The sequence below is a fragment of the Cytobacillus oceanisediminis 2691 genome, assembly GCF_007678455.1.
Taxonomy (GTDB): Bacteria; Bacillota; Bacilli; order Bacillales; family Cytobacillaceae; genus Mesobacillus; species Mesobacillus oceanisediminis_A.
The window spans coordinates 619,165-644,311 of record NZ_VEEP01000001.1; the positions used below are offsets into that span (position 1 = coordinate 619,165).

Annotated in this window: 28 protein-coding genes; all 28 read left to right on the plus strand. The window is 43.5% G+C overall.

Going from position 1 to position 25,147, the window contains the following annotated elements; genetic code table 11:
* Positions 1–314: 314 nt before the first annotated feature.
* The gene (flgB, locus tag FS736_RS03070; RefSeq protein ID WP_144474867.1) at positions 315–710 is read left to right on the plus strand and encodes a flagellar basal body rod protein FlgB; all 396 of its coding nucleotides are present in this window, start codon (positions 315–317) and stop codon (positions 708–710) included.
* Positions 711–712: 2 nt separating this feature from the next.
* A complete protein-coding gene (flgC, locus tag FS736_RS03075) occupies positions 713–1,162 on the plus strand; it encodes a flagellar basal body rod protein FlgC (protein ID WP_144474868.1) in 450 nt (149 codons plus the stop codon).
* 45 nt (positions 1,163–1,207) lie between these two features.
* A complete protein-coding gene (fliE, locus tag FS736_RS03080) occupies positions 1,208–1,486 on the plus strand; it encodes a flagellar hook-basal body complex protein FliE (protein ID WP_251542365.1) in 279 nt (92 codons plus the stop codon).
* A 77-nt stretch (positions 1,487–1,563) separates the two neighbouring features.
* Complete coding sequence (gene fliF, locus FS736_RS03085) at positions 1,564–3,159, plus strand: flagellar basal-body MS-ring/collar protein FliF (protein WP_144474869.1); 1,596 nt, start codon at positions 1,564–1,566, stop codon at positions 3,157–3,159.
* Positions 3,160–3,173: 14 nt separating this feature from the next.
* The gene (fliG, locus tag FS736_RS03090; RefSeq protein WP_144474870.1) at positions 3,174–4,187 is read left to right on the plus strand and encodes a flagellar motor switch protein FliG; all 1,014 of its coding nucleotides are present in this window, start codon (positions 3,174–3,176) and stop codon (positions 4,185–4,187) included.
* Complete coding sequence (gene fliH / locus FS736_RS03095; protein WP_186326642.1) at positions 4,180–4,944, plus strand: flagellar assembly protein FliH; 765 nt, start codon at positions 4,180–4,182, stop codon at positions 4,942–4,944. Before fliG ends, fliH begins: the two co-directional genes overlap by 8 nt.
* On the plus strand, positions 4,944–6,257 hold the full coding sequence (gene fliI / locus FS736_RS03100; protein ID WP_144474872.1) for a flagellar protein export ATPase FliI: 1,314 nt from the start codon (positions 4,944–4,946) through the stop codon (positions 6,255–6,257). Before fliH ends, fliI begins: the two co-directional genes overlap by 1 nt.
* A 7-nt stretch (positions 6,258–6,264) precedes the next feature.
* Positions 6,265–6,711, plus strand: coding sequence for a flagellar export protein FliJ (fliJ, locus tag FS736_RS03105; RefSeq protein WP_144474873.1), 447 nt, complete (start codon positions 6,265–6,267; stop codon positions 6,709–6,711).
* Between the two features lie 4 nt (positions 6,712–6,715).
* The gene (locus tag FS736_RS03110) at positions 6,716–7,315 is read left to right on the plus strand and encodes a MotE family protein (RefSeq protein WP_144474874.1); all 600 of its coding nucleotides are present in this window, start codon (positions 6,716–6,718) and stop codon (positions 7,313–7,315) included.
* Positions 7,316–7,344: 29 nt separating this feature from the next.
* A complete protein-coding gene (locus tag FS736_RS03115) occupies positions 7,345–8,586 on the plus strand; it encodes a flagellar hook-length control protein FliK (RefSeq protein WP_144474875.1) in 1,242 nt (413 codons plus the stop codon).
* A 10-nt stretch (positions 8,587–8,596) separates the two neighbouring features.
* Entirely contained in the window at positions 8,597–9,226 is a 630-nt protein-coding gene (gene flgD / locus FS736_RS03120; RefSeq protein WP_144474876.1) for a flagellar hook assembly protein FlgD, read from the plus strand.
* A 17-nt stretch (positions 9,227–9,243) separates the two neighbouring features.
* Complete coding sequence (locus FS736_RS03125; RefSeq protein WP_144474877.1) at positions 9,244–9,633, plus strand: TIGR02530 family flagellar biosynthesis protein; 390 nt, start codon at positions 9,244–9,246, stop codon at positions 9,631–9,633.
* Between the two features lie 86 nt (positions 9,634–9,719).
* Positions 9,720–10,934: a flagellar hook protein FlgE gene (locus FS736_RS03130; RefSeq protein ID WP_144474878.1), complete on the plus strand. Its 1,215-nt coding sequence runs from the start codon at positions 9,720–9,722 to the stop codon at positions 10,932–10,934.
* A 54-nt stretch (positions 10,935–10,988) separates the two neighbouring features.
* Positions 10,989–11,210 (plus strand): flagellar FlbD family protein, encoded by a 222-nt coding sequence (locus tag FS736_RS03135; protein WP_144474879.1) that lies wholly within the window; start codon positions 10,989–10,991, stop codon positions 11,208–11,210.
* On the plus strand, positions 11,200–11,628 hold the full coding sequence (fliL, locus tag FS736_RS03140) for a flagellar basal body-associated protein FliL (RefSeq protein WP_144474880.1): 429 nt from the start codon (positions 11,200–11,202) through the stop codon (positions 11,626–11,628). The genes FS736_RS03135 and fliL overlap by 11 nt, the downstream gene beginning before the upstream one ends.
* A gap of 42 nt (positions 11,629–11,670) precedes the next feature.
* Positions 11,671–12,669, plus strand: a complete 999-nt coding sequence (gene fliM / locus FS736_RS03145; RefSeq protein WP_144474881.1) for a flagellar motor switch protein FliM — start codon at positions 11,671–11,673, stop codon at positions 12,667–12,669.
* Positions 12,659–13,936, plus strand: coding sequence for a flagellar motor switch phosphatase FliY (gene fliY, locus FS736_RS03150; protein WP_144475005.1), 1,278 nt, complete (start codon positions 12,659–12,661; stop codon positions 13,934–13,936). Before fliM ends, fliY begins: the two co-directional genes overlap by 11 nt.
* An 18-nt stretch (positions 13,937–13,954) precedes the next feature.
* Positions 13,955–14,317 carry a response regulator gene (locus FS736_RS03155; protein WP_023614882.1) on the plus strand — a complete coding sequence of 121 codons (363 nt, stop codon included), beginning with the start codon at positions 13,955–13,957 and terminating at the stop codon, positions 14,315–14,317.
* A 25-nt stretch (positions 14,318–14,342) separates the two neighbouring features.
* Positions 14,343–15,020, plus strand: coding sequence for a flagellar biosynthetic protein FliO (locus tag FS736_RS03160; protein ID WP_395883493.1), 678 nt, complete (start codon positions 14,343–14,345; stop codon positions 15,018–15,020).
* On the plus strand, positions 15,013–15,678 hold the full coding sequence (fliP, locus tag FS736_RS03165; protein WP_144474883.1) for a flagellar type III secretion system pore protein FliP: 666 nt from the start codon (positions 15,013–15,015) through the stop codon (positions 15,676–15,678). Before FS736_RS03160 ends, fliP begins: the two co-directional genes overlap by 8 nt.
* A gap of 14 nt (positions 15,679–15,692) precedes the next feature.
* Positions 15,693–15,962: a flagellar biosynthesis protein FliQ gene (fliQ, locus tag FS736_RS03170; RefSeq protein WP_144474884.1), complete on the plus strand. Its 270-nt coding sequence runs from the start codon at positions 15,693–15,695 to the stop codon at positions 15,960–15,962.
* A 4-nt stretch (positions 15,963–15,966) separates the two neighbouring features.
* A complete protein-coding gene (fliR, locus tag FS736_RS03175; RefSeq protein ID WP_144474885.1) occupies positions 15,967–16,743 on the plus strand; it encodes a flagellar biosynthetic protein FliR in 777 nt (258 codons plus the stop codon).
* A gap of 1 nt (position 16,744) precedes the next feature.
* Complete coding sequence (gene flhB / locus FS736_RS03180) at positions 16,745–17,830, plus strand: flagellar biosynthesis protein FlhB (protein WP_144474886.1); 1,086 nt, start codon at positions 16,745–16,747, stop codon at positions 17,828–17,830.
* A gap of 35 nt (positions 17,831–17,865) precedes the next feature.
* Positions 17,866–19,902 (plus strand): flagellar biosynthesis protein FlhA, encoded by a 2,037-nt coding sequence (gene flhA, locus FS736_RS03185; RefSeq protein WP_144474887.1) that lies wholly within the window; start codon positions 17,866–17,868, stop codon positions 19,900–19,902.
* The gene (flhF, locus tag FS736_RS03190) at positions 19,899–21,077 is read left to right on the plus strand and encodes a flagellar biosynthesis protein FlhF (RefSeq protein ID WP_144474888.1); all 1,179 of its coding nucleotides are present in this window, start codon (positions 19,899–19,901) and stop codon (positions 21,075–21,077) included. Before flhA ends, flhF begins: the two co-directional genes overlap by 4 nt.
* Positions 21,070–21,936: a MinD/ParA family protein gene (locus FS736_RS03195; RefSeq protein ID WP_144474889.1), complete on the plus strand. Its 867-nt coding sequence runs from the start codon at positions 21,070–21,072 to the stop codon at positions 21,934–21,936. The genes flhF and FS736_RS03195 overlap by 8 nt, the downstream gene beginning before the upstream one ends.
* Positions 21,937–21,943: 7 nt before the next feature.
* Positions 21,944–23,032, plus strand: a complete 1,089-nt coding sequence (locus FS736_RS03200) for a protein-glutamate methylesterase/protein-glutamine glutaminase (protein WP_144474890.1) — start codon at positions 21,944–21,946, stop codon at positions 23,030–23,032.
* A gap of 19 nt (positions 23,033–23,051) precedes the next feature.
* Positions 23,052–25,115, plus strand: a complete 2,064-nt coding sequence (locus FS736_RS03205; RefSeq protein ID WP_144474891.1) for a chemotaxis protein CheA — start codon at positions 23,052–23,054, stop codon at positions 25,113–25,115.
* Positions 25,116–25,147: the final 32 nt, after the last annotated feature.

Genomic DNA, 25,147 nt, shown 5'->3' on the forward strand with positions numbered 1-25,147 from the left:
AATACATAAATTGTTATGAGTATTTTATCCTAATTAAGTAACTTTAAAGGTGGTTTTTTTAATTCCTTTGGCCCTATTTATCTAATAAAACTTGACAATAAAATGGGTGGTATTTTAAAAAATATAAAAAAAAGTAAGTGCATAGGTCTTTTGTACTGTTTTGTAAAATGAGCATTATGCATGATAAAAATTAACTGAAAGTACATAGACAGATTATTTCAGATTCTTTACAATTAGTGATAGATTGACGAAATTCACCAAGGAATTACAAAATTCAGCAAAATCATCCTGTTTTGTAAATGAGAGGTGTAAAAATGAAGTTGTTTTCAAATACGGTATCGACGCTGGAACATGCGCTGAACTACTCTTCTGCAAAGCAGAAAGTTATTTCGCAAAATATTGCCAATGTTGATACGCCGAACTATAAAGCGAAGGATGTGTCTTTCAAAGCGGTATTCCAGGATGTCATGGGACAATCCTTTCAAGCTCATAAATCGGACTCACGACATTATGATTTCAGCAGCAAGCCAAGCCGCATGCCTGGAATCATCAGTAAACCAAACGTCAATTATAACGAGAATGGGAATAGCGTTGATTTGGATAAAGAAATGGCCGATATGGCAACGAATCAAATTTACTACAATGCGCTGACTGAAAGAATCAATGGTAAATTCAATTCGCTCCAATCTGTCATAAGAGGAGGCAAGTAAGGATGACAATCTTTCATAGCATGAACACTACAGCTTCTGCGTTAACTGCGCAGCGTTTGAGAATGGACGTCATTTCCTCCAATATGGCGAATGTGGATTCCACAAGAGGGGTGAATGGAGAGCCTTACCGCAGGAAGATGGTCGTCATGCAGCCAAAGGAAGGAAACTTTTCTTCATTTCTCAATAAAGCAATGGGAAAAACAGACAGCTCGGGAGCTGGAAATGGAGTTAAAGTAACAAGAATCATAGAAGACAGAGAAAACCCGCTCAAAATGATATATGATCCAGAGCATCCCGATGCAGATGCAGATGGCTATGTTGCATATCCCAATGTGGACCCCTTGAGAGAAATGGTGGATTTGATAAGCGCTACTCGCTCCTATGAAGCAAACGTCACAGTTTTCAACGCCTCTAAAGGCATGATGATGAAAGCACTTGAAATTGGAAAGTAAGGAGATAACTAAATGAACACAGCTGGGATCAATTCAGTAACCCAAATGGTCAAGCCGTTTGAAACAAAAGGGTCTACTCCCACACCTACACCATACGAAGCGCAGAAAAGTTTTTCGTCCGTACTTAAGCAATCAATTGAAAATTTAAATCAAACCCAGCTTCAATCCGATATACTGACAGAAAAATTGGCGCGTGGAGAAAATGTTGACCTCCACCAGGTGATGATCGCAAGCCAAAAGGCAAGCATAACACTGCAGGCAACCATGGAAGTCAGAAATAAAGTAATCGAAGCGTATCAGGAAATGATGAGAATGCAAGTTTAATATTATAGGCTAAAAACTAAGATTAGATCGGTTATTAGCTGTATAAAAAGAAGAGACATAATAACCGGGGGATTGAAATGAAAGAAACCGTTCAAAAGTATCTACATACAATGAAGGATTTCTGGCAAGGGCGCACCAGAAAACAAAAAATAAGTATTGGGGCTTCTATTTTCTTTGTTTTGACCGTTGCCGTCCTTACCGCCTTTTTTGTAACAAGGACTTCCCTAGTTCCGCTTTATAGCAATTTATCGCCCGCAGAGACTGGAACGATCAAAGAAAGTCTGGATGCCAGGGGCATTACATCTGAAATAACGGATGGCGGAAAAACCATCATGGTTCCCGAAGAGGCGGTCGATAGCTTGAAAGTAGAGCTGGCGGCTGAAGGGATTCCGAAATCTGGCAGTATCGATTATTCCTTCTTTAGCCAGAACGCAGGTATGGGCATGACAGATAATGAGTTCAATGTATTGAAGCTTGAAGCCATGCAGACGGAATTGGCCAACTTGATGAAAGGAATCGACGGAGTAAATGATGCTAATGTAATGATTAACCTTCCTGAAAAGGGGATATTCGTCAGTGATAATGCTGGGCCGGCTTCAGCATCCATCGTGCTAAATACAAGTCCGGGTTATCAATTCAAAGATGAACAGATCACTGCTCTTTACCATCTGGTAGCAAAAAGTGTTCCGAATCTTCCTACAGATAATATCGTCATCATGAATCAGTTTTTTGAGTATTTTGATTTAAAAAATGAAAAAAATTCCAGTGGTGCTACATTTGCCTCACAGCATGAAATAAAACAACAGATTGAAAGAGACGTCCAGAGACAAGTCCAAAACATGCTCGGAACGCTTATGGGTCATGATAAAGTCGTTGTTTCAGTAACTGCCGATATTGACTTTACCCAGGAAAACAGGGAAGAAAACATTGTTGAGCCTGTTGATAAAGAAAATATGGAAGGCATCGCAATCAGTGCCCAGCGGATCACAGAGACATTCACCGGCAATGCAGATCAGGCTGGAGGAATTCCTGAAGGAGGAAATCCTGGTGAAACGACTGGTTCCCAATACCTTGAAGGAGCGACCGGGAACGGTGATTATGAGCGAGTGGAAGAGACCATTAATAATGAAGTAAGCAGGATCCGAAAAGAGATAACAGAAAGCCCGTACAAGGTGAGGGATTTGGGAATCCAGGTAATGGTTGAACCTCCGACTCCTGATGACCCTAATTCATTGCCTCAGGAAAGAAGAGAAGATATAACAAAAATCCTGGGTACGATTATAAGGACAACAATTGACAAAGATGCTCTTGGATCAGAGTTGACTGATGAATTGATCGAGGACAAAGTCGTCGTTTCTGTCCAGCCATTCAACGGCAAGGTTACATTTGATAATCAGGTTGTTGAAAAACTGCCTTGGTGGATATACCTCATTGGCGGGTTGCTGCTGGCGGCAATCGTGATTCTGTTGCTGTTATTCATGAGATCAAGAAAGAACAAATTGGAAGAAGAAGAGTATGTCATGGAAGAAAAGTATGAACCAATTCGTGTTCCTGATGTGAACAAGGAATTTGAGACAGAGGGCACAATGAAGAAAAAACAGCTGGAAAAAATGGCGAAAGAAAAGCCAGAGGATTTCGCGAAGCTATTGCGGACATGGATTTCTGAGGATTAGGAGGAGGACCAACAGTGAGGAAAGACCAAAAAGAATTAACCGGAAAACAGAAGGCAGCCATCCTCCTGATCTCGCTTGGACCAGATGTTTCTGCTTCGGTATACAAGCATTTAAGTGAAGAAGAAATCGAGAAGCTTACACTTGAAATCTCAGGTGTGAAAAAAGTGGATTCCATCGCAAAGGAAGAAATTCTTGAAGAGTTTCATAACATTGCCCTGGCGCAGGATTACATCACCCAGGGTGGAATCGGATATGCGAAAACGGTCTTAGAAAAAGCATTAGGAAACGATCAGGCAGCGGTGATCATCAATAGATTGACCTCATCACTGCAAGTAAGGCCGTTTGATTTTGCGCGTAAAGCCGATGCTGGCCAGATTCTCAATTTCATACAAAATGAACATCCGCAAACGATCGCACTGATCCTTTCTTATTTGGACTCCGCCCAGGCCGGCCAGATTTTATCTGAACTGCCGCAGGAAGTACAGGCGGATATTGCCCGTCGTATTGCAGTGATGGACAGTACATCGCCGGAAATCATTAATGAGGTTGAACAAATCCTTGAAAGAAAGCTGTCAGCTACGGTCACGCAGGATTATACTCAAACAGGCGGAATCGAGGCTGTTGTTGATGTGTTGAACGGTGTAGACCGTGCAACCGAGCGCACAATTCTCGATGCCCTGGAAATCCAGGACCCTGAGCTTGCTGAGGAAATCAAAAAGCGGATGTTCGTATTTGAAGATATTGTCACACTTGATAACCGCGCGATCCAGCGTGTTATCCGCGATTGTGAAAATGAAGATCTTATGCTTGCTCTTAAGGTTTCAAGTGATGAGGTCAAGGAGATTGTCTTTAAAAACATGTCTAAACGCATGGTTGAAACCTTCCAGGATGAAATGGAATTCATGGGCCCTGTAAGGCTTCGCGATGTGGAAGAGGCCCAATCAAGGATTGTCGCCATCATTCGCCGCCTGGAGGAAGCCGGTGAAATCGTCATTGCCCGTGGCGGAGGGGATGATATCATTGTCTAGGCTAATCAAATCACAGTTCACCAGTACTTTGCCAACAGAGAAGAAAGTCATTTCCATCAAGATGCTGGAAACTTCCTTAGAGGCAGAAACGGCTTCACCTGTATTCACCCATACAGAGGACGAGAGGAAGAGAATCCTAGATAACGCGTTAATGGAAGCGAATCATATCTTTTCAAAGGCGATGGAGGAAGCCGATCTTATCAGGAAGCAAGTTGAATTGGAAAAGCAGGATTGGGAGAGGCAAAAAAATCTTCTGGCGGAAGAATCCAGACAATCGGGTTTTGAACAGGGATTCCAAGATGGCAGACATCAAGGCTACGAAGAATACCGTCAGGCAATAATGTTTGCGCAAGAAACGGTGGAAGCGGCAAAACAGGATTATCAGAACCATATCGATTCATCGGAAAAAGTGATTCTCGACCTTGGGGTAAAAATCGCTGGGAAGATCATTGGAGAAAAACTGGCCGCTGAAGAAGGATTCCTTCCGCTTGTTAAAAGAGCGTTGAAAAACGCAAGGGATTATAAGGATATTCAGCTCCATGTCCATCCGAATCATTATCAGGAATTGCTTGCACACAAAGAAGAATTGATCGCTATCTTCCCAAAAGAGATTGTGTTCTATATCTATCCAGATGATGAACTGGAAGAATCGGCCTGCGTGATCGAGTCTGAAAATGGCAGGACTGATGCGAGTGTGGACAGCCAGTTAGAGGAAATCAAGAATAAACTTTTCGAGATTTTGGAGAGTGAACTATAGTGAAGGCTGAGGATTTATTGCAGCATGTCGACTCGTTGGATAGCTTCAAGCGCTATGGCAGGGTCAAGCGGGTAGTCGGCTTGATGATCGAGTCTCAAGGTCCTGAAAGTTCAATCGGAGATGTTTGTTTTATCCATGTAGGCACAAAGAAGAAACGGAAAATCCAGGCAGAGGTCGTTGGTTTTAAAGATGAAAATGTCATTCTGATGCCTTATACATCTCTTCATGATATCTCGCCTGGAAGTCTAGTGGAAACTACAATGAAACCACTTGAAATAAAAGCTGGACCGGGCTTGATCGGGAAAGTCGTTGATTCTCTGGGAGTCCCATTGGATCAATCCAGTCTTCCGAAAGGACTTGCCTCGGTTCCTACGGAGCAAGATCCACCCAACCCTTTGAGCAGGCCGCCAATCTCAGAACCTATCGAAGTGGGAGTCAGGATGATTGACAGTCTGCTGACAGTTGGCAATGGCCAGCGTGTTGGGATATTCGCGGGTAGTGGCGTTGGGAAAAGTACATTGCTGGGGATGATTGCGAGAAACACCACCGCAGACCTGAATGTCATCGGGCTGATCGGAGAACGTGGAAGGGAAGTAAGGGAGTTCATTGAACGCGACTTAGGGCCTGAAGGTTTAAAGCGTTCGATTGTCGTTGTTGCAACATCAGATCAGCCGGCATTGATGCGGATCAAAGGGGCTTATACGGCAACCGCGATCGCAGAATATTTTCGCGATAAGGGCCTGAATGTCATGCTCATGATGGATTCAGTAACACGAGTCGCGATGGCTCAGCGTGAAGTTGGTCTTGCTGTTGGCGAACCCCCAACCACCAAAGGCTACACTCCGTCGGTGTTCGCGATCCTTTCAAGGCTTCTCGAAAGAACAGGTACCAATGAATATGGGTCAATCACTGGCTTCTATACTGTCCTTGTCGATGGAGATGATATGAATGAGCCGATTGCGGATACGGTCCGGGGAATCCTGGATGGCCATTTTGTACTGGACAGGGACTTAGCCAATAAAGGCCAGTACCCTGCAGTGAATGTCCTGAAAAGTATCAGCAGGATCATGAACAATATTGTCAGCGATGATCATGTCAAGGCTGCTGAGAGATTGAGGGAATTATTAAGCACCTATATAAACTCTGAGGATTTGATCAATATAGGGGCATATAAGAAAGGCACGTCTGCAGAAATCGATGAAGCCATTACGAGATATCCTCAAATACTGAATTTTTTGAAGCAGAGTACGAATGAAAAGGTCTCGATCAATGAGAGTGTGGAGGCTTTATTGCAGCTAGTAAGGAAAGGTTGATTGTTCAATGCGTTATCAATACAAATTTGATAAAATCCTATCTCTCAAATCAAGAGAAATGGACGAGGCACAAGTCGTATACCAAGATTCAGTCAAAAGGTTCGAAGATGCAGCTGAAAGACTTTATGAACTTTTAAAGAAAAAAGAGGATCTTGAGAGCTTCCAGTCAGACAGGCTTTTAGGAGGTTTGCCGGTACAGGAAATACGCCACCATCAGCAATTTATCGGCAATCTGGAAAAATCGATTGCGCATTATCAAAAAGTTGTGATGAACGCGAGAAATATAATGAACTTTCAGCAAATGCAACTGATGGAAAAGAACAAGGAAGTCAAAAAGTACGAAAAAATCAAAGAGAAAGACCATCTCCAGTTTCTTGCGAATGAAAAATATGTCGAGAGCAGGATGATGGACGAAGTCTCGATTCAGCAATACATGAACCGGGAAATAAGGTGATTAAATGGCAGAGAGCATGGAGGAAAAAGAAAACCAGCGTGAGAGTAAGTTCCAGGGTTTTTTGCTCGTAGTAGCAATACCGATTTTATTTGCGATTGTTGTGGCTTTGGTTGCCCTTTCCTTTCTCGGAATCAATATTTTTGAAACAGCAAAGGATATCGGCGGCAGGGTCCCATTCCTATCAGAAATCGTGAATGAGGATAAGCAGCCTTCAGTTGAGGAGTTCCAAAAAAATATTGTCAGTCTGGAAGCAGAGATAAAGGATCGTGAAGCTAAAGTGGAACAGCTTCAGTCCAAAATCGAAAGCAAAGATACACAGCTGAAAAGGATCGAGCTCGAGAAAACCCAGCTCCAGGCGCAGATAGAGGAATTGACTGCAATCAAGGAAGAAAACAAACGAGCCTTTCGGGAAATTGTCAAAACGTATGAAACGATGTCAGCCAAAAATGCCGCAGCAATTGTTTCTAAAATGGACTCAGATGAAGCGGTAAAGATCCTGACAAATATCAAACCCGAATCACTTGCTGCAATCATGGAAAAGCTTCCGGCAGATGTAGCAGCAAAGTATACGGAATTTTTGACTAACGAAACCGAAAGCAATTAGAGAGTTGTATTTTGAAAGGGGGTGAAAACATGGAAGTTGGAGGTCTTGGGTTCTTTAATAGTGTCGCAGCCGTAAAACAGCCTGCAGCCGGCAAGAGTGAATTGGAAGGCGGTTTTGCTGGCATGATGGCAATGGTCCTTTCAGGGGCAAATGGCTCAAAGATTGCTGAAATACCAGGACAAGATACAAAAGCATTGGAGAGTCTGGCAGACTTGGCTGGCTTTTTGAACACTGAGGACCTGTTGGATTTGGAAGATGGACTGAAGCTGATGGAATCACTTATGGCAGATTCAGAAAATCTTTTAGGCAAGGCTCTTTCCCATCTGGGAATCAGCATGGACCAAGTTCAGCAGCTGCTTCAGAAATGGCCTGGGAACAATGAGGAAAAGACAGACAATGTTCCGGAAGATGAATTGCTGGCGTCTCTTGCCGCTATCCTGGCTGGAATCGCAAATTTGCCAAAAAAAGAACTCGCCGCCAGGCTTGATACCAATGATGTTGAAACCATCAAGGTTCTAAAGCTGTATGAGCTGATGTCAAAGTATGCTGATGGCTATGAATCTAAGAAAACAGCATTACTGAAGGAGTCAATGCAAAACCTCGAGGAAGGTTTGACTAGTCTTTTAAAGCCTGATAACCGAAGTGGCCAAGAATATATCCAAAATCGATTTACCCAGTTAGCGAGAGAGTTAAACCTGTTAGATGCGAAAAAAACAAATTTTTTAGAGGTTAATAGTTTAGCAGAAACTGGATCGTCGATTAAGGCCGATGGGCAAACAGGGGCTGTCACATTTCTTCCGCAAATGGCAAGAGCTGAGCAGCTTACATTGATGATGAATAGTCCTGAAAGGCCGGTTTCCGCAGAGCAATTAATGAAACAATTCGAATCGATTCTCTCAAGGTCTCAATTCATGAGTAGCGGCGGAACACAAAAACTATTCATAAAATTGTTTCCAGATCACCTGGGCAGCATTCGGGTAGAGTTATTCCAAAAAGACCAGACAATGATGGCCAGAATCATTACTACTTCAGGCAGTGCAAAAGAAACATTGGAATCCCATATTAACGGTCTCAAACAGGCTTTTGCTGCCCAAAACCTTTCAGTCGACAGAATCGAAGTTACCCAGCAGCAGGCACAACAAGAACGTTTCCTGAATAGAGATTCCCAGCAGCAGGAAAGACAGCCTGACACCAGGGAACCGGAAAAGAAAGAAGAACAAGGGGATTTTAACCTTACTTTCGAGGAAGCACTGCTGAATACAGAAGCATAGGAGAAATACCATGGTGAACTCAATTAATTCTTCTTATCTGCTATCGAATCTTCAAAAGGAAAGGAAAGCAGGTTCGGATATTCTTGGGAAAGATGATTTTTTGAAGATCCTGATGACCCAGCTTCAGAACCAGGATCCTTTGAATCCGATGCAGGATAAAGATTTTATAGCACAAATGGCAACATTTTCGACACTTGAGCAAATAACGAATATGGGAAAATCCATCGACCGATTTGTACAGGCTGAACAGCAAAACAAAATGATTTCCTACAGCCAGTTTGTAGGCAAGGAGATTACTTGGCACAAGATTGATTCTGCTGACGGCCAGGAAACGATTAAACAAGGAAATGGAAAAGTTGCCTCTGTCCAGTTCAAGGAAGATACAGTTTCTTTTATTCTTGAAGATGGCACTGTTCTGGAACCCGCGAATATTTCGCAAATCAATGAGCTTTCAAGTGAAAACCATATGCTGCAGGCGAGCATGCTGATTGGCAAATCTGTTACCTATGTAGATGAAAATAAACAAGAGAAATCAGCTAATGTCCTGTCTGTCTCATTTAAAAATGGAAAGACATCCTATTTGCTGGATGATGAGAATAAAACAAGCATCATTTCTTCACAAATCACCAAAATTCAATGACCTAAGGAAGTGAGGTAATGGATAAAACAAATTTTCGTCCAATTCATTCACTGCCTGTTAACAGGACAAACCAAAAACCTGTGAAAGCCAACAACTTTACGCAAACACCTTTTTCCTTGCAATTGCAAAATGCCATCCAATCGAAGAATGGACTGACCATTAGCAAGCATGCAACTGAACGGCTGGAGCAGCGGGGAATAAGTATTTCCCAGGAGCGCTGGAACAGGATAGAGGAGAAAGTCAGTCAGGCGAAGGCCAAGGGCGTGAGTGATTCGCTTGTCCTGCTGAAAGACGCAGCGCTGATTGTCAGTGCGAAAAACAACACCGTCATCACTGCGATGGGAAGGCAGGAAGCGGCAGAACAAATTTTCACCAATATAAATGGAACGATTGTGATGGATAATTAAAAAATACTAAATGGCTGGACCTTCACGGAGGCCTGGGCTGTGGACCGATTGAAGCAGCCCCTAAATCGAAAGGAGTTTTACAAGTTATGCTTCGTTCAATGTACTCAGGAATCAGCGGAATGAAAAATTTCCAGACTAAACTTGATGTCATCGGCAACAACATCGCCAATGTAAATACATACGGCTTCAAAAAAGGCCGTGTCACTTTTAAAGATACAATGAATCAAACCATCTCTGGTGCTAGTGCTGCGACACAGAATAAAGGCGGAAAGAACCCGATGCAGGTAGGCCTTGGGTCTACAATTGCAAGCATCGATTTGATCGATACTCAATCAAGCTTGCAAACAACAGGTCGCGCTCTTGACCTTGCCATTTCAGGTGATGGATATTTCGTCGTAAAGCAAGGACAATCACAGATGTATACACGTGCCGGAAACTTCTATCTGGATGATAATGGTACGCTAGTTACTGGTGATGGATTGAAGGTTCAGTCTTTGAATAATGGAATCCTAGAAGATATTACAGTTAACGTTAATGCGCTCTTGCCAGCTAAGCAAACGACTGAACTGGTGATGAAAGGCAATCTTCCAGAGGATGCTAAAGGGGCATCTGAACTGCTTCAGCAGTTAAAAGTCGTTGATGGAAATGGAATTGAGCATGTTATTGACATGACTATAAAGCCAGATGGTGCAAATGGTGCTGCAACAGGTAATTGGACGGTCTCTTTTGTTGATAAATCGATTCCGGTCGCTGATCCTACTCAGCCGAACCCCAATATCACGACAGTAAACATCCAGATACCGACAAATACCGCTCAAAATATTACTTTAAATCTTAACAACGGGTCAGGTACAGCTGTACCATTTACCGTTGCATTGCCGCTTGGTGGCTTAACTGTCGACGGCGGCAGCATGGATGCAAACGCCTACCCTGACGGCAACACCCAGGGTGCTTTGGAAAGCTTCAACATCGGCTCAACTGGTGAAATCAATGGAGTATTCTCAAATGGATTAGTCCTCACACTTGGACAACTTGCGCTTGCGAAATTCAGCAACCCGTCAGGTCTTTCCAAGGTAGGGAATAATACTTTCCAGGAATCAGTCAACTCTGGAACGGCGAATATCAATGTTCCTGGAGAAGGCAGGGGGTCCATCGCGGCAGGTGCACTTGAAATGTCCAATGTAGACCTTTCAGAAGAGTTCACCGAAATGATCACGGCTCAGCGTGGTTTCCAGGCAAATACAAGAATCATTACTACATCTGATGAAATCCTCCAGGAGCTCGTGAACTTAAAACGATAGATTAAGAGAGGAGCAGGGCTGAAAGGGTGATCCTTTTAGCCCCTGTGGATAATAGTGATAAAAGTAACGAAATTAAATGGTAAATCGTTCAGGCTTAATTCATTATTTATTGAGACAATTGAGGCTTTTCCGGATACGACGATTACCCTAGCCAATGGCCGGAAGTATGTTGTCAGGGAAAGCGAAAATGAAGTAACGATTTTAATCAAGGAATATTACCAGAGTATCGGCCTATTGGGAGGCCGGTTGTTGGAGGAACTGGAACATGAAGAATAATAAACTGGTCATGATTATGACAGTCATGCTGGTAGCCATCCTGCTTGTAGGGACAGTCGCAGTGGTAGCAGTGATGAAGCTTAAAGCTGGTGATGGTGAGAAAGAACCAAGTATTGAAGAGGTGCTGGAGGCTTCGGTAGATATTCCTGAGGTAACCACGAACCTTGCTTCAAATGACTTCATCAAGATTTCATTCAAAATTGAAACAGATGGAACAAAAGCAAAAGAGGAACTCGAGAAGAGAGATTTCCAGGTTAAGAACCTGATTATCTATGAACTATCCGAGAAAAAGGCAGAAGAACTGCAAGGCAAGGAAGGCAAGATGAACCTTGAAGAAACTCTCAAAGTGAAGTTGAATGACCTGATGCAGGATGGAAAAATCAAAAAGGTCTATATAACAGGTTCTCTACTCCAGTAACAGAATGAATCCTATTACCGTAAACGTATGGAGGTGAAGAGAATGTCGGGAGAGGTATTATCACAGAGTGAAATTGATGCTTTGCTGTCCGCCCTGTCAACAGGGGAAATGGATGCGGATGAATTAAAAAAGGAACAAGTAGAAAAAAGGGTGAAAGTATATGATTTCAGGAGAGCGTTGCGCTTTTCAAAGGATCAAATCCGAAGCCTGACCAGGATTCATGAAAACTTTGCAAGGCTGCTGACTACCTTTTTCTCCGCGCAATTAAGGACATATGTCAATATCAGCGTTGCATCGGCAGACCAGATTCCTTATGAGGAATTTATCCGTTCGATCCCTAAGATGACGATATTGAATGTATTCGATGTAGAACCGCTTGAAGGCAGGATTCTCATGGAAGTCAATCCGAACATTGCTTATGCCATGATGGACCGTCTGCTAGGCGGCAGGGGGACAAACCACAACAAAGTTGACAGTTTGACAGAAATTGAGACAAAAATCATGTCAAATATGTTTGAGAAAGCTTTTGAGAATTTCAGGGAGGCTTGGAGTTCGATTTCGGATATCGATCCGCAGCTTTCGGAATTTGAGATCAACCCGCAATTCTTGCAGATGGTTTCGCCAAATGAAACTGTCGTAGTCATCTCTTTGAATACGACGATCGGGGAAGCGAGCGGAATGATCAATATATGTATACCGCATGTTGTCCTGGAACCGATCATTCCTAAATTGTCAGTGAAATATTGGATGCAATCGGATAAGAAACAAAGCTTGCCAATTGAAAATGCAGTACTGCAGAGTGAGATCCAGAAGGCTGATGTTTCAATTACAGCAGAAATAGGGTCGTCAGAAATATCGATCCAGGATTTCCTGATGCTTGAAATCGGCGATGTAATTGAATTGAATCAGCAGATTGACCAGCCGTTACTGATAAAAGTCGGAGATATCCCTAAATTTGTAGGACAGCCAGGGAAATTGAACAAGAAGTTAGCCATTCAAGTGTTTGATACATTTAAGGGGGGAGACGATGATGGTGAGTGATGACATGTTATCTCAAGATGAAATTGATGCGCTTCTCAGAGGGACTTCTGATGAGGCGGAAGAAACAGAAAACATGATTGATGTAGATGACTATTTTTCTTTTATGGAGAGAGATGCCCTTGGTGAAATAGGGAATATTTCATTCGGCAGCTCGGCTACAGCATTATCCACTCTGCTAAGCCAAAAGGTTGAAATAAATACACCTACGGTTACAGTTGTGCACAAGTCTAAACTGGAAGACGAATTCCCGGATCCGTATGTGGCCGTTCAGGTACATTATACTGAAGGATTCATTGGCAGCAATATGCTAGTAATCCAGCAAAATGACGCAGCGATCATCGCTGACTTAATGCTGGGCGGAGATGGCATGAATCCAAGGGAACTGCTAGATGAAATCCAGCTTAGTGCAGTACAAGAGGCGATGAACCAGATGATGGGTTCGGCGGCAACCTCGATGTCAACTGTATTTAGCAAGAGGGTCGATATTTCGCCTCCAAATATCAATTTATTGAATGTAGTTGAAGGAGAAGGAACAGAATCGATTCCTGAAGATGATATTTTAGTTAAGGTATCCTTTTCATTAAAAATTGGCAGTTTAATTGATTCAAACATCATGCAGCTTTTGCCGGTAACCTTCGCGAAAAGCCTTGTTGATGAATTATTGAATCCAGGGGGATCAGGATCGGCCCAGGAGGAAGAGACAGTGTCTCAAACACCGCAGGCCAACCATGCTCCCGCAGCGCAAAACAATCCAAATGAACAAGGGCAGCACCAAAATACTGTTCAACATCAGGGTTTCCATCAGCCGGAATATCAGCCTCAGCAGGAGCAGGCTTATTATCAGCCTCATGCGCAGCAAAATATGCCGCAAGGATTTGGATATAATCCTCAGCCGATGCAGCCTGGGCCGCAGCATTATGGAGGAAATGTGATGACCGGAAGCCAGCCGACGGTCCAGCCCGCAGTCTTCTCCAGTTTCGAGAATGTCCAAGGGCAGCAGGCTGAAACAAAGAACCTTAATATGCTGCTTGATATTCCGTTACAGGTAACTGTGGAATTGGGAAGGACGAAACGTTCGGTAAAGGACATCCTTGAACTAGGGTCCGGATCGATCATTGAACTGGATAAACTGGCAGGAGAGCCTGTTGATATCCTGGTGAACAACCGCTTGATTGCACAAGGGGAAGTAGTGGTCATCGATGAGAACTTTGGAGTCCGGGTTACAGATATTATCAGCCAGAGCGATCGAATTAAAAAATTGAAATAATCTACAGGAGGAATTCCAATGGCGAACAAAATTTTAGTCGTAGATGATGCGGCTTTCATGAGAATGATGATAAAGGATATTTTGACAAAGAATGGGTTTGAGGTGGTTGCTGAAGCTGCGGATGGAGCCCAGGCGCTTGAGAAATATAAAGAATTTCAGCCAGACCTCGTCACAATGGATATTACCATGCCTGAAATGGATGGGATCACTTCACTGAAGGAGATCAAAAAAATCAATCCGAATGCCAAGGTCATTATGTGTTCTGCAATGGGCCAGCAGGCAATGGTCATTGATGCCATCCAGGCAGGAGCGAAGGATTTCATAGTGAAACCTTTCCAGGCAGATCGTGTTATTGAAGCGATTTCCAAAACATTAGCATAATGGACTTATTTATATATTTTAGAGGGTGCGGCAATTGTTAAGACTAATCCGAACTGCCTCGGCCATTCTTTTCTTATTAGCTGCTCTGTTCAGTCCTATTGGCTTGACAAAGGCAGAGCAGCTGAATAAAAGTGTTCAGGATTGCATTAAAAATCCTGATTCTTGTGAAGAGGGACAGGCAAAAACTACAGCAAAGCAATCAGGTGAAGCACAGGCACAAGAAGCACAGGTAGGAGTAAGTTTCCTGGATTTTGTCAGGATGATTTTTGCTACGGTGTTCGTGGCAGCGTTAATCTATTTCCTTCTCAAATTCATCAATAAAAAGAGTATGTCATATAAAAGCTCACAGCTTGTTGAGAATCTTGGAGGTACAAGCCTTGGAGCAAACAGGTCTGTCCAGATCGTAAAGGCGGGAAACCGTCTGTTGATTGTTGGAGTAGGAGAAAATATTCAGCTGTTGAGAGAAATAGACGATCCAGAAGAGTACGATCAAGTCATCCAGGAGTATAACAATAAAATGGAACAGCTTATACAGCCAAGCGATATTGTGACAAAGTTGCTTAAAAGAGCGAAGAAAGATGGCAGCGATCCACAAAGTTCCAACTTTTCCGCATTGCTTAAAAGTCAGCTGAATGACATGGCGAGCGGACGAAAGAAGATGCTTGAGGAGATACAAAAGAAAGGATCAAAGAACGATGAATGAGTTCATGGAGTTTTTCAACAGCAGTGATCCAGAAAGTGTATCTACATCCGTAAAATTAATGCTCTTGCTCACTGTTCTTTCGATTGCGCCTGGCATCTTGATTCTAATGACCAGTTTTACAAGAATCATCATCGTTCTTTCCTTTGTCAGAACGGCGCTTGCCACTCAGCAAATGCCGCCTAACCAGGTACTGGTTGGTCTTGCGTTGTTCCTGTCATTCTTCATCATGGCACCTACTTTCCAGGAAGTGAATGAACAGGCACTGACGCCGTTATTTAATGAAGAAATCAATCTGGAGCAGGCCTATGATAGAGCATCGATTCCTTTTAAGGAGTTCATGAGCGCGCATACAAGGCAGAAGGACCTGGCATTATTCCTTCAATATGCTAAGGCGGAAACTCCTGAATCGGTGCAGGATATTCCGCTGACAGCGCTGGTCCCGGCTTTTGCGATCAGTGAAATCAAAACCGCATTCCAGATTGGGTTTATGATTTTCATCCCATTCCTGGTGATTGATATGGTAGTAGCGAGTGTCCTGATGTCAATGGGTATGATGATGCTGCCGCCGGTAATGATTTCTCTGCCATTCAAGATCCTCCTGTTTGTCATGGTGGATGGCTGGTATTTAGTCGTGAAATCATTATTACAAAGTTTTTAAGCAGGTGATTGATAATGACAGCAGAATCGGTAATCTCAATAGCCGAACGTGGAATATATACAGTTTTGATGATATCAGGACCATTGCTTATTTTGGCGCTTGTAGTTGGCTTGATTGTCAGTATTTTTCAGGCAACCACACAAATACAGGAACAGACACTGGCTTTCGTCCCGAAAATTGTAGCTGTCCTCGTCGGAATAATTTTTTTCGGGCCATGGATGCTCAGCTATATGCTTTCCTATGCAACAGAGATTTTTTCAAATCTTACAAGGTTCGTAGGCTGATGAGATGCTAGATTTTATACCATCTTTTCCAGCTTTCCTGCTGATTTTTGTGAGGGTGACATCATTCTTTCTGATGATGCCGTTATTTTCATATCGAACGATCCCGGCAACACATAAAATAGGTCTTGGCTTTATGCTGGCTCTTATCATGTTTTCTGCAATAGGTGCTCCTGAGGTGGCGATTGACAGCGTATATTTCTTGTTAGTCATCAAGGAGGCCCTGGTGGGTTTATTCATAGGGTTCATCGCTGCGTTAATGATGGCTGCTATCCAAATTGCAGGCGGGTTTATCGATTTCCAGATGGGATTTGCAATTGCCAATGTCATCGATCCACAAACAGGCGCACAGAGTCCTTTGATGGGACAATATTTATATACCATCGCACTTTTGTTTTTACTGACTGTCAATGGCCATCATTTGCTATTGGACGGGATCTTTTACAGCTATAACTTTATACCGATAGACCAGATGATGATCCCTTTCGGCAATGAAAACATCGCGGAATTCGTCATTCTTTCATTTAATAAGATGTTCATCATTGCCTTCCAGATGTCTCTTCCGGTTGTGGGCACATTGTTTCTGGTGGACGTTGCTCTTGGGATCGTGGCTAGGACTGTGCCGCAGCTGAACATTTTTGTTGTTGGCCTGCCTATTAAAATCGGTGTCAGCTTTTTGGTCCTCATAGCAGTAATGGGTGTGCTAATCGCGGTTACATCGGATCTTGTTTCGACAACACTCGCGACGATGCGGGGATTGATGGAACTGATCGGGGGAGCATAAAATGAATTTTTTGACATTGGACCTTCAATTTTTTGCTGGTGAAAAAACAGAAAAAGCGACTCCTAAGAAAAGACAGGATGCCCGAAAAAAAGGACAGGTTGCCAAAAGCCAGGATGTCAATACAGCGATAGTGCTGCTTGCCGTATTCCTGTTTTTGATGTTTTTTGGAAAGACGATGACTGAGAGATTGATAGGAGTTCTGCGTCACTCGCTGCAAAATTATATGTTCATGGAATTGACTGCTAATAATATAGAATCAATTGTAATTGAGATACTTGGTGAACTGGTCATTTTCTTAGGACCAGTAATGGCCGTTGCCTTGATTGCAGGGGTAGCCGCTAATTATATGCAGGTCGGCTTTATGTTTTCCACTGAGGCAATCCAGATGAAATTAGAAAAAATCAATCCAATCAGCGGCTTTAAAAGGATTTTCTCGATGAGGGCAATTGTCGAATTGCTTAAATCAATTCTTAAGATCACCTTCATTGGAGTCATCGCTTTTTCGATCCTTTGGCTGAGGATGGATGAAGTTTTGCTGCTTGCCAATAAAAGCGTTGGTGCTGCAATTGCGACTATTGCCGGACTTACGCTCCAAATGGGGCTTTTTGCTTCCGGAGCATTGCTATTTTTGTCATTATTGGACTTTTTGTACCAAAAATATGACTTTGAAAAGGGTATCCGCATGTCTAAGCAAGACTTGAAGGATGAGTATAAGAACATAGAAGGTGACCCGCTCATCAAATCAAAGATCAAGCAAAAGCAAAGAGAGATGGCAATGCGGCGGATGATGCAAGAAGTGCCAAAAGCAGATGTAGTCATAACGAACCCGACTCACTACGCTATTGCTTTAAAGTATGACGAAGAGAAGGCCGATGCACCCGTCGTGGTTGCCAAAGGTGTCGATTTTGTCGCCCAGAAAATCAAATTGATTGCCAAAGAAAATGAAATCATGACTGTTGAGAATCGTCCGCTTGCCAGGGCTTTATATAGTCAGGCTGAAATCGGGGATGCCATACCAGAGGAATTTTTCAAGGCTGTGGCCGAGATTCTCGCGTATGTATATCAAACAAAAAATAAAGTGCTGTAATTTTCAAGGTATGCAGTGTTTAGGAGAGAAGAAATATGTCCGGAAAAGACCTATCTGTCATCTTCGGTGTCATTTTAATAGTTGCGATGCTAATCATCCCTTTCCCATCCTGGCTGTTAAGTATACTGATCATGGTCAATATATCAATCGCGCTGCTTGTGCTTTTGAACACAATGAATATGACGGAGCCGCTGCAATTTTCTGTTTTTCCTTCATTGCTGTTAATTTTAACTTTGTTTCGTCTGGGCCTCAATGTCTCCACGACCCGTTCCATCCTGTCCCATGGAGAGGCTGGGGGAGTTGTTGAGGTATTCGGTTCTTTCGTTGTAGGTGGAAATGTAGTAGTAGGTATGGTTGTTTTCTTCATTTTGGTCATTATCCAATTCATAGTCATCACAAAAGGATCTGAACGTGTATCAGAGGTTGCTGCGAGGTTTACACTCGATGCGATGCCTGGTAAACAGATGAGCATCGATGCTGATTTGAACGCAGGGATGATCTCTGAACAACAGGCCCGTGAACGACGCGAAAAGGTCAGCAGGGAGTCAGATTTCTATGGAGCGATGGACGGTGCCAGCAAGTTTGTTAAAGGGGATGCAATTGCTGGTATCATCATTGTTCTGATTAACCTGATTTTTGGTATCGTCATCGGTATGGCGCAGCAGGGACTGGCGATTGGCGATGCCGCTCAACGGTATTCGCTATTGACAGTGGGAGATGGCATTGTCAGCCAGATCCCAGCATTGTTGATTTCAACTGCTACCGGCATTGTCGTCACCAGGGCAGCATCAGATGGTAATTTGGGTTTCGACATAACTTCACAGCTAACTGCTTACCCAAAGATGCTTTATGTCGCCGGTGGTACGATCTTCATGCTTGGTTTGTTCACACCAATAACAGATTTGCTGACCATTCCGCTGGCCGGGTTATTAGCTTATGGCGGATATGCTTTCTCCCGTGTACCAGAACCTGATCAACAACAGCTTCAGGAAATGGAAGAGGATATCCAGATGGATGAAATGAAGAGTCCGGAAAGTGTTGTCAATCTTTTGAATGTGGATCCAATAGAGTTCGAATTCGGTTATGGACTCATTCCACTGGCAGACGCCAACCAGGGCGGGGACCTCCTTGACCGGATTGTCATGATCAGAAGACAGCTTGCCATTGAACTGGGACTCGTTATCCCAGTCGTCAGGATCCGTGACAATATCCAGCTTCAGCCAAATGAATACAGGCTGAAAATCAAAGGAAACGAAATGGCCAGGGGAGAATTGCTGCTGGACCACTATCTCGCCATGAGTCCCGGAATCGAGGATGAATCGATTGAAGGAATTGATACGGTTGAACCTAGCTTTGGATTGCCGGCGAAGTGGATTACGGAAGAAATGAAGGAGCAGGCTGAAATTTTTGGTTATACCGTCGTTGATCCGCCTTCAGTCGTATCCACACACATTACAGAAGTAATCAAAGCAAATGCCCACGAGCTTCTAGGACGACAGGAAACAAAGCAGCTGATCGACCATCTTCGGGAAAGCTACCCTATACTGGTCGAGGAAGCTACGCCAAATCCATTGTCAGTCGGCGAAATTCAAAAAGTGCTTGGCAAGCTGCTTAGGGAGAATGTCTCAATCAGGAACCTGCCAATCATCTTTGAAACACTTGCTGATTATGGAAAGGTCACAACTGATACGGATATCCTTGCTGAATATGTACGGCAGGCACTGGCAAGGCAAATTACCAACCAGTATTCAAGAAATGGAGAAACACTTAAGGTTATCACATTATCTGGCAGGGTAGAAAAAATGGTAGCCGAAGGTGTCCAACAAACCGAACATGGAAATTATCTATCGCTTGATCCCTCGGTTTCTCAGGGGATTCTTGAATCGGTTGCAAGTCAGGTGGAACAGCTGAGCATCATGGAACAGACACCGATCATCCTCTGCTCGCCAGCAGTAAGAATGTATGTGCGCCAGCTGACGGAAAGATATTTTGCGCAGATCCCTGTATTGTCATATAACGAACTTGAAGCGAATGTCGAAGTCCAAAGTGTCGGAGTGGTGAATATAGAATGAAAGTAAAAAAATATACAGCTTCATCCATGCCCGAAGCAATGAAACAGGTTAGATCCGAGCTTGGCAGCGATGCCGTGATCCTGAATTCCCGTGTGATCCAGACAGGAGGATTCATGGGTTTCTTCAAGAAAAACAGCATTGAAGTCATTGCAGCTATTGATCCGGACACTGAGCTAGTCCCTAAACAGGCAAACATGGATAAATCCATGAAATATCCCCCTTTATCGATAAAAACAGAAGAAACTAAGGCAGAACCGAACTCTTATAAAAAGGGAGCGGGACTGGCGGCATCTTCAATGGCTGACAAAGATTTATTAAAGGAGATCTCACAGCTGAAAGACCTGCTGAAATCATCTGGCACTACAGAAGGAATTTCACTTCCAGAGCCTATAAGCAGACAACTCCAGCACTTAAGGGATCAGGATGTGGACCAGTCCATTATTGATGAATTGTCTGGTGTCATTCTGGAAAAATGGTATTTGAACGGAGCAGCCTCAAGTGAAGGTGAGATAGCCGATTGGAGTGCTCAAGCCATTCAGCAAAGGTTAAGCAGACTTTCTTTCGGAGGAGTTACTTTTACAAAGAAATTCGTCAATGTAGTTGGCCCGACAGGAGTAGGTAAAACAACTACGCTGGCAAAAATCGCAGCTGAATGTGTTTTGAAGCATCAAAAAAATGTAGCTTTTATTACGACAGACACATATAGGATCGCAGCAATCGATCAGTTGAAAACATATGCGAAAATCCTCAATGTGCCAATTGAGGTTTGCTACAACATGGACGATTTCAAGGCAGCGACCACGAAGTTCGCACAATATGACGTGGTTTTTATTGATACAGCAGGACGTAATTTCAGGAATCAAAAATATGTAAATGATTTAAACGATGTAATTGACTTCAGTGAGGAAATGGAAACCTTCCTGGTCCTGGCGCTGACTTCAAAGCAAAAGGATATGGAGGAAATACGGAAGCAATTTTCGCTTATCAATATCGACAAATACATTTTTACCAAACTTGATGAGACATCCGTTTACGGTTCAATGCTCAATATGGCAGAGAAGTTTTCGACCGGTATTGCCTATTTAACCAATGGACAGAATGTACCCGATGATTTAATCGGGGCCAGTCCTGAAATTACGGCCAATACAATTATTGGAGTCAACCACTATGAGTGACCAGGCAGAAAAGTTAAGAAAGCGGCTCATGACAAATATTCCGATGAATGAAGCAAAGACCCTTGCTGTTGTCAGCGGAAAGGGAGGGGTAGGGAAATCGAACTTTTCTCTGAACTTCTCGATTTCCCTGGCAAAGCAGGGAAATCGAGTATTGCTCTTTGATCTGGATATCGGAATGGGAAACATCGAGATTTTAATGGGCAAGCATTCTCCGCTGTCGATAGCTGACTTTCTTTCAGGCAAAGCATCGATGGAAGAAGTGATTTTTCAAGGCCCGCATGGGATTGAATATATATCAGGCGGGACAGGCTTGAGCCATCTGGTCCGGATGGACAGGGAAAGTGTCGAATATTTTACCTCAAGCTTAAGTGATGTACTAAGAAAATATGATTATCTTATTTTTGATATGGGAGCAGGTTTGAATGAAGAAACTCTCTCAATCCTTCTCTCGGTAAACGAAATTTTCGTGATTACCACGACGGAGCCGACCTCCTTGATGGATGCCTACGCTACAATGAAATACATCCATCTTGCCGATGCCGGGCTGCCCTTTTATCTAGTAGTCAATAGGGCAGGCTCTGTCAAGGAAGGCAGGGAAACGATGGCCAGGCTTGAGGATGTACTCGTAAAATTTCTGGGCAGGACACCGATCAAGCTCGGTATGCTGCCGGATGATAAATCCGTCCAGGAAGCGGTAAAGCGGCAAATCCCTTTTGTGCTGTTCAATGAACGGTCACAAGCGTCAAAGGGAATGTCGCAGATTATCGAAAAATATATCAATAAACAGAGCTACAATGCCGAAAAGAGAGATAACAGGAGTTTTACAGCAAGATTGAAGCAATTCCTTTTCGAAAGGTAGTGGTCGAGTGGAAAAGATAAGAGTTCTCATCGTAGATGATTCAGCTTTCATGAGAAAGCTGATCAGCGACTTTCTATCAGAACACCCAGAGATAGAGGTTATTGGCTCGGCGCGAAACGGAGAGGATGCAGTAAAGAAATTCCGGGAAATGCGCCCTGATGTCATTACGCTTGATGTCGAAATGCCAAAACTGAATGGGCTCGATGTCCTGAAAATAATCATGCAGGAACGCCCGCTTCCAGTCGTCATGCTTTCCAGCACGACTAAAGAAGGTGCGGACACGACACTGCAGGCAATTCAGGCAGGTGCTGTGGATTTTGTGGCAAAGCCTTCAGGATCCATATCAATTGATCTACATAAAGTCAAAACAGAGTTAATTCAGAAAGTGTTGTCTGCGAGCAAGGCAAATCTATCCAAAATAAACAGTCAGCACGAACCAAGAACGGTCAGGAAACAGTTATCCATTGCAATAGAACCAGAGAAAAAGCCAGCTGAGGCCCTGTACAACAGAAGATTCAGTCAAGAATCAAAAAAAATCGTCTGTATCGGAACTTCAACAGGCGGGCCAAGGGCTCTGCAGCAAGTTTTAACATCACTTCCAAAAGATATCTGCGTGCCTGTGCTTGTTGTCCAGCACATGCCGCCTGGCTTTACCAAGTCCCTTGCCAGCCGACTAAATTCCTTGAGCGAGATTACCGTCAAGGAAGCGGAGGATGGAGAGCTGCTGCAAAAAGGAACAGCATATATAGCACCTGGAGGATTTCATCTCGAGGTTAAGAGTGTTGGCCCGGCTCTGGCAATCAGCCTGAGTCAATCACCTCCCCGAAACGGTCATCGTCCTTCCGTGGACGTAATGTTCGAGTCGGTCAGTACCATCCAGAATTACTCGAAAATCGCTGTCATCATGACCGGGATGGGTGCGGATGGCTCAAAAGGGCTGGTTGAATTGAAAAAGAACGGCATGGTAAAAGCGATTGCCGAATCGCAGGATACATCGATTGTATTTGGGATGCCTAAAGCAGCGATTGCAACGAACATGGTTGATGAAGTGGCAAATGTCGATCACATTGCTGACACAATCATGAATTATATTTAAGGCCGGAGGTGCGGTGCACATGGAATTAAACCAATATCTTGAAGTGTTTTTAGAAGAAAGTAGAGAGCATTTGCAGAACTGTAATGAGCAGCTGCTCGAGCTGGAGAAAAATCCACAGGATTTATCGATCATTAATGAAATTTTTAGATCTGCCCACACGTTAAAAGGGATGTCAGCAACGATGGGATATGAGGATCTCGCTAGCCTGACGCATCAAATGGAAAACGTTCTTGATGCTATCCGCAATAATCGTTTGCTCACGACTCCAGAAATACTCGATGTTATCTTTATGGCTGTTGACCATCTCGAGGAAATGGTTGAATCAATTGCTGCCGGAGGAGATGGGAAGAAGAACGTTTCCGATACAGTCGAGAAGTTGAAGTTAATTGAAAAGGGAGAGCCCTTGTCCCGTTCGGCAGATTTGGAAGTGGCTGCTGCTGCAACGCTTGAAGCATCTCCTAAGTCCTCCTCCAACTATGATGAATTTGAACTGACCGTTTTAAAGCAGTCTAAAGAGCAGGGGTTCGGTGTGTATGAAATACAAATCGGATTGCGTGAAGATTGCCTGCTGAAAGCTGCCCGGGTGTACATGGTATTTGAAGTGCTGGAAAAAATCGGAGAGGTAATCAAAGCGAACCCTTCAGTTGAACAGCTAGAGGAAGAGCAGTTTGATGATGAGTTTTCTGTAACGATCATCACAAGGGAGAATCCTGAAGATGTCAAAGGCAAGATCATGAAGGTATCTGAAGTGGTCAAAACGGATGTAATGCCAATCGATTTCAATACAGCAAACCCGGAATTAACGATTGAAATCCCGGAAAAAAAAGCCGTTGCAGATACAGAAAAGGCCCCAGCAGCTGAATCGTCCTCTGCCAATGCAATATCAGAGGCAGCGCCTGTCCAAGACGGTAAGAGCAGCATTAAACAGCAGACTAATAGCAAAACTATCCGTGTAAATATCGAACGGCTCGATATTCTCATGAATTTATTTGAAGAATTAGTCATCGACCGCGGCCGATTAGAGCAAATATCCAAGGAATTGGAGAATGGTGAACTAACTGAAACGGTTGAGCGTATGTCCAGGATTTCCGGAGACTTGCAAAACATCATCTTGAATATGCGGATGGTGCAGGTGGAGACGGTATTCAATCGTTTCCCTAGAATGATTCGCCAATTAGCGAGGGACTTGAATAAAAAAATCAATCTTGAAATCGTCGGCGCGGAAACAGAATTGGATCGTACTGTCATTGATGAAATAGGCGACCCGCTTGTGCACTTACTGCGAAATTCTGTAGACCATGGCATTGAATCACCCGAAGCTCGCAGGGCCAAGGGCAAGAACGAAGAAGGAACCGTGGTGCTGCGTGCATTCCATAGCGGAAACCATGTGTTCATTGAAATTGAAGATGATGGTGCTGGAATCAACAAAGACAAAGTATTGCAAAAAGCCATCAGCAAGGGAATCATTACGGAACAATCTGCTGCTGGCTTTACGGATAAACAAGCATTTGAATTGATTCTTTCATCAGGTTTTTCTACAGCAGAGACTATTTCGGATATCTCAGGACGTGGAGTAGGCCTGGATGTTGTTAAGAATACCATCGAATCACTGGGAGGCTCGATTTCTATTGATTCCAAGGAGAATCAGGGCACGATCTTCTCGATACAGCTTCCGCTTACATTATCAATCATTTCGGTCATGTTAGTGGAAATCCAGAAAGAGAAATTCGCTATTCCTCTGTCTTCCATCATTGAGACAGCGATAATCAAGGATTCTGAAATCATGAATGCCCATAATCAAAAGGTGATTGATTTCAGGGGCAAGGTCGTCCCGCTGCTATTCCTAAAAGATATCTTCGAGGTTCCTTACGAAGGTGATGAGGATCAATTCCACTCTGTCATTATCGTTCGAAAAGGAGATAAAATGGCTGGTTTGATCGTCGACTCCTTCATTGGCCAGCAAGAGGTAGTCCTTAAATCGCTAGGAAATTACTTAACCAATGTTTTTGCGATTTCCGGTGCAACGATTCTTGGTGATGGCCAGGTAGCATTGATCGTGGATTGCAACGCATTGATTAAATAGATTCCTTGGCTGGCTAAGGAAGAATGATATTT

Coding starts and splice junctions, on each gene's coding strand:
- flgB (WP_144474867.1), top strand. CDS start 315: ATGAAGTTGTTTTCAAATACGGTATCGACGCTGGAACATGCGCTGAAC.
- flgC (WP_144474868.1), top strand. CDS start 713: ATGACAATCTTTCATAGCATGAACACTACAGCTTCTGCGTTAACTGCG.
- fliE (WP_251542365.1), top strand. CDS start 1,208: ATGGTCAAGCCGTTTGAAACAAAAGGGTCTACTCCCACACCTACACCA.
- fliF (WP_144474869.1), top strand. CDS start 1,564: ATGAAAGAAACCGTTCAAAAGTATCTACATACAATGAAGGATTTCTGG.
- fliJ (WP_144474873.1), top strand. CDS start 6,265: ATGCGTTATCAATACAAATTTGATAAAATCCTATCTCTCAAATCAAGA.
- FS736_RS03110 (WP_144474874.1), top strand. CDS start 6,716: ATGGCAGAGAGCATGGAGGAAAAAGAAAACCAGCGTGAGAGTAAGTTC.
- FS736_RS03115 (WP_144474875.1), top strand. CDS start 7,345: ATGGAAGTTGGAGGTCTTGGGTTCTTTAATAGTGTCGCAGCCGTAAAA.
- flgD (WP_144474876.1), top strand. CDS start 8,597: ATGGTGAACTCAATTAATTCTTCTTATCTGCTATCGAATCTTCAAAAG.
- FS736_RS03125 (WP_144474877.1), top strand. CDS start 9,244: ATGGATAAAACAAATTTTCGTCCAATTCATTCACTGCCTGTTAACAGG.
- FS736_RS03130 (WP_144474878.1), top strand. CDS start 9,720: ATGCTTCGTTCAATGTACTCAGGAATCAGCGGAATGAAAAATTTCCAG.
- fliL (WP_144474880.1), top strand. CDS start 11,200: ATGAAGAATAATAAACTGGTCATGATTATGACAGTCATGCTGGTAGCC.
- fliM (WP_144474881.1), top strand. CDS start 11,671: ATGTCGGGAGAGGTATTATCACAGAGTGAAATTGATGCTTTGCTGTCC.
- fliY (WP_144475005.1), top strand. CDS start 12,659: ATGGTGAGTGATGACATGTTATCTCAAGATGAAATTGATGCGCTTCTC.
- FS736_RS03155 (WP_023614882.1), top strand. CDS start 13,955: ATGGCGAACAAAATTTTAGTCGTAGATGATGCGGCTTTCATGAGAATG.
- fliP (WP_144474883.1), top strand. CDS start 15,013: ATGAATGAGTTCATGGAGTTTTTCAACAGCAGTGATCCAGAAAGTGTA.
- fliQ (WP_144474884.1), top strand. CDS start 15,693: ATGACAGCAGAATCGGTAATCTCAATAGCCGAACGTGGAATATATACA.
- fliR (WP_144474885.1), top strand. CDS start 15,967: ATGCTAGATTTTATACCATCTTTTCCAGCTTTCCTGCTGATTTTTGTG.
- flhB (WP_144474886.1), top strand. CDS start 16,745: ATGAATTTTTTGACATTGGACCTTCAATTTTTTGCTGGTGAAAAAACA.
- flhA (WP_144474887.1), top strand. CDS start 17,866: ATGTCCGGAAAAGACCTATCTGTCATCTTCGGTGTCATTTTAATAGTT.
- flhF (WP_144474888.1), top strand. CDS start 19,899: ATGAAAGTAAAAAAATATACAGCTTCATCCATGCCCGAAGCAATGAAA.
- FS736_RS03195 (WP_144474889.1), top strand. CDS start 21,070: ATGAGTGACCAGGCAGAAAAGTTAAGAAAGCGGCTCATGACAAATATT.
- FS736_RS03205 (WP_144474891.1), top strand. CDS start 23,052: ATGGAATTAAACCAATATCTTGAAGTGTTTTTAGAAGAAAGTAGAGAG.